Here is a 2,509-nt window from a genome sequence, read left to right on the forward strand (position 1 = left end):
GTAAGCGTTGCGCGAGCACCGTCTAGACCGATGACGCCAAAGTGGACACAGTAGGCCCCACCAAACGAGTGGTGGAGACTACTTTGTCACCTGAGATAGCGACGGTAGCGAGACGGACGCGTAAAGGCACCCCCAATCACCCCATCGAGTTTCGGCGAGAACTCGCAAAGCTGGCATGTGAACCAGGCGTCTCGGTCGCCCGACTGGCTCTGGAACACGGGCTCAACACGAATCTGTTGTTCAAATGGCGCCGAGCCTATCAGGCCGGGCAGTATGAGCCGCCAACACTATTGCCGGTAGAAGTGGTTCACGAGGAACGCCGGATTGAGAACGCGGCTGCGTTGCCTGTTCAGTCGCAGAGCAAGGCCCAGCCGGTCGTCGCGGGAGTGATTGAGATTTGCGTCGGCGTCGCGCGCGTGCGTATCGAAGGCACGCCCGACGCAGCCACGCTGCGTATTGTGTTGCGTACGTTGCGTGCCGCTGCGGAGGCTGAGGCGTGATCGGGCTTCCTGGCGGCACGCGTGTATGGCTGGCTGCCGGCGTGACTGACATGCGGGCCGGATTCAACAGTCTCGCTGCCAAGGTGCAGACCGTACTTGAACGGGATCCGTTCTGCGGGCACGTTTTCGTGTTTCGTGGCAAACGCGGCGATCTGCTCAAAGTGCTGTGGTGGAGCGGCGATGGCATGTGCCTGCTGATGAAGCGACTCGAGAAGGGACGCTTCGTATGGCCTCAGGCCGACGGTGGTGTTATTTGCCTGAGCCCGGCGCAACTATCGATGCTGCTGGAAGGCATTGACTGGCGGCAACCGACGAGAACGGCACGACCGACGTCGGCGTTGTAAACGTCGTTGTCCGCGCGTAAACTGCCTGCATGACGCGCGCGAACCCACTTCCCGACGATGTCGAAACGCTGAAGGCCATGCTACTCAGCCAGGAGGCGGCGCTGCGCGAGCGCGACGCGCAAATGCTCAAACTGCAGGAAACGGTCGACTCGCAACAGGCCGCATTGGCTTCGCGCGCAGCTGAAGTCGAACACCTGAAGCTGTTCATTGCCAAACTGCGCCGTATGCAGTTCGGTCGCAAGTCGGAGAAGCTTGACGGTCAGATCGAGCAGCTCGAACTGCGCCTTGAAGAGCTTGAGGCCGACGAAGGCGAAGCGCCAGTCGAAATCCCGAAGACGCCGCGCACGGCTGCAGAACAGACACCGCGCCGGCCGCTGCCTGAACATCTGCCACGCGAGATCCGAACACACTTGCCCGAAGCTGCCGGCAAGTGCCTGGAGTGCGGCGGCGAGATGAAGCCGCTGGGCGAAGACGTTGCCGAACAACTTGAGTACGTACCGGCAAGCTTCCGGGTCATCCGTCACGTGCGTCCGAAGTTTGCGTGCGTGTGTTGCGACCACATCTCTCAGGCGCCGGCACCGAGTCGTCCCATTGAGCGCGGCCTCGCCGGCCCGGGGCTGCTGGCGCACGTGCTGGTCTCGAAGTTCGCAGATCACGTGCCGCTTTACCGGCAGTCAGTCATGTACGCGCGAGAAGGCGTCGAGCTGGATCGCTCGCTGCTTGCGAAGTGGGTCGGTCACGCTGCGACGCTGCTGCAGCCGCTCGTTGAAACACTGCGTCGTCATGTGATGTCGGCGACGAAACTGCATGCCGACGACACGCCGGTTCCGGTGCTTGCGCCGGGCAATGGCAAGACGAAGACCGGTCGCCTATGGGTGTACGTGCGCGATGATCGTGCATCGGCCGACATGACGCCGCCGGCGGTGTGGTTCGCCTATACGCCGGATCGCAAGGGCATCCATCCGCAGCAGCACCTCGAGTCATTCAACGGTACGCTGCAAGCCGACGCGTATGGTGGCTACCAGGCCATCTACGACACCGGGCGCGTCGCGGAGGCGGCCTGTTGGGCGCACGCCCGACGACAGTTCTTTGAATTGCACGCAGCGCGCCCCAATGCCTTGAACACCGAAGCGCTCGAGCGTATCGGCGCGCTATACAGGATTGAGGAAACGATCAGGGGCAAGCCGCCCGATCAGCGCCGTGCGCATCGCCAGGAGTACGCGCGGCCGCTACTCGATCAATTCCATGCGTGGCTCACAACGACGCTGGAAGCGCTCTCGCGCAAATCGGATACGAGTCGAGCGATCCTCTATGCGCTGAACCGATGGGAAGCGCTCACACGCTATTGCGATGACGGCCAGCTCGAGATCGACAATCTGCCAGTCGAGCGCGCGCTACGCGGGGTGGCCATCGGTCGCCGTAACTATCTGTTCGCTGGAGCAGGCTCCGGCGGCGAACGTGCTGCCGCAATCTACAGCGTCGTTGGCACCGCAAAACTCAACGGCATCGATCCTGAGGCGTATCTGCGCTACGTGCTCGCACGCATCGCCGACCATGCGATTAACCGCATCGACGAACTCACACCGTGGGTCATCGCCGATCAGCTCCACACCGCAGTCTGAAGGTCACGACCTCCAGTCAAGACGTTGCTGGCGCCACGCTTAC

Annotated in this window: 3 protein-coding genes; all 3 read left to right on the plus strand. The window is 62.4% G+C overall.

Annotation, left to right across the window (positions count from 1 at the left end; translation table 11 throughout):
• Window positions 1-83 precede the first annotated feature (83 nt).
• From tnpA to tnpC, 3 genes are read left to right on the plus strand one after another with little or no spacing between them, the layout of a single operon-like run.
• Window positions 84-500, plus strand: a complete 417-nt coding sequence (gene tnpA, locus BG61_RS38135) for an IS66-like element accessory protein TnpA (protein ID WP_081868341.1) — start codon at window positions 84-86, stop codon at window positions 498-500.
• Window positions 497-844 carry an IS66 family insertion sequence element accessory protein TnpB gene (gene tnpB, locus BG61_RS38140; RefSeq protein ID WP_035936947.1) on the plus strand — a complete coding sequence of 116 codons (348 nt, stop codon included), beginning with the start codon at window positions 497-499 and terminating at the stop codon, window positions 842-844. The genes tnpA and tnpB overlap by 4 nt, the downstream gene beginning before the upstream one ends.
• Window positions 845-873: 29 nt before the next feature.
• A complete protein-coding gene (gene tnpC, locus BG61_RS38145) occupies window positions 874-2,466 on the plus strand; it encodes an IS66 family transposase (protein WP_035936950.1) in 1,593 nt (530 codons plus the stop codon).
• The last annotated feature ends 43 nt before the right edge of the window (window positions 2,467-2,509 follow it).

This window comes from Caballeronia glathei (assembly GCF_000698595.1).
Taxonomy (GTDB): domain Bacteria; phylum Pseudomonadota; class Gammaproteobacteria; order Burkholderiales; family Burkholderiaceae; genus Caballeronia; species Caballeronia glathei.

Coding starts and splice junctions, on each gene's coding strand:
- tnpC (WP_035936950.1), top strand. CDS start 874: ATGACGCGCGCGAACCCACTTCCCGACGATGTCGAAACGCTGAAGGCC.